We start from the raw sequence: 573 nt of genomic DNA on the forward strand, positions 1-573 counted from the left end.
AACAGACGTTCCCTGACCACGCTGCATATTGTGGGACTAAGTTCGCAGTTCATGCAATTTCAGAAAATGTGCGCGAAGAAGTAGCCGCATCAAATGTGCGTGTTACGACTATTGCACCGGGCGCAGTAGAGACGGAACTGCTTTCTCACACCACTTCACAAAACATTAAAGATGGATACGATGCTTGGAAAGTGGATATGGGTGGTGTACTCGCCGCAGACGATGTCGCGCGTGCAGTAATGTTCGCTTACCAACAACCACAAAATGTCTGTATCCGAGAAATTGCGCTCGCGCCGACCAAGCAGCAACCATAATCTGGTGACAACTTAATTTCCTATATACTAAGCAAACGATTTGTTCTATATCAAAACGTTTGCTTTTTTTATATTATTAACTCATCGGATAACCTTATTCTTTACAAGCTTTATTTGAAATAACTCGCAAATTTGTTTAACTTTCAGTGATATCAAATACAGCACACATCACTTACATGAACGAACAAGAAATCAAGCCATCCCTTATCATTGTCGAAGACGATCCAAAACTACAAGATATGCTCGGTGAGTACTTTGT

1 protein-coding gene and 1 pseudogene are annotated in these 573 nt (G+C 41.4%); both read left to right on the forward strand.

Annotated features, from left to right (window positions below):
* Window positions 1–314: SDR family oxidoreductase (locus R7190_RS29400; RefSeq protein ID WP_318138143.1), on the forward strand; the 314-nt coding region annotated here is incomplete at its 5' end.
* Window positions 315–490: 176 nt separating this feature from the next.
* A pseudogene (locus tag R7190_RS29405) lies at window positions 491–573 on the forward strand (DNA-binding response regulator); the annotation flags it as partial.

Source organism: Vibrio sp. 1078-1, assembly GCF_033340475.1.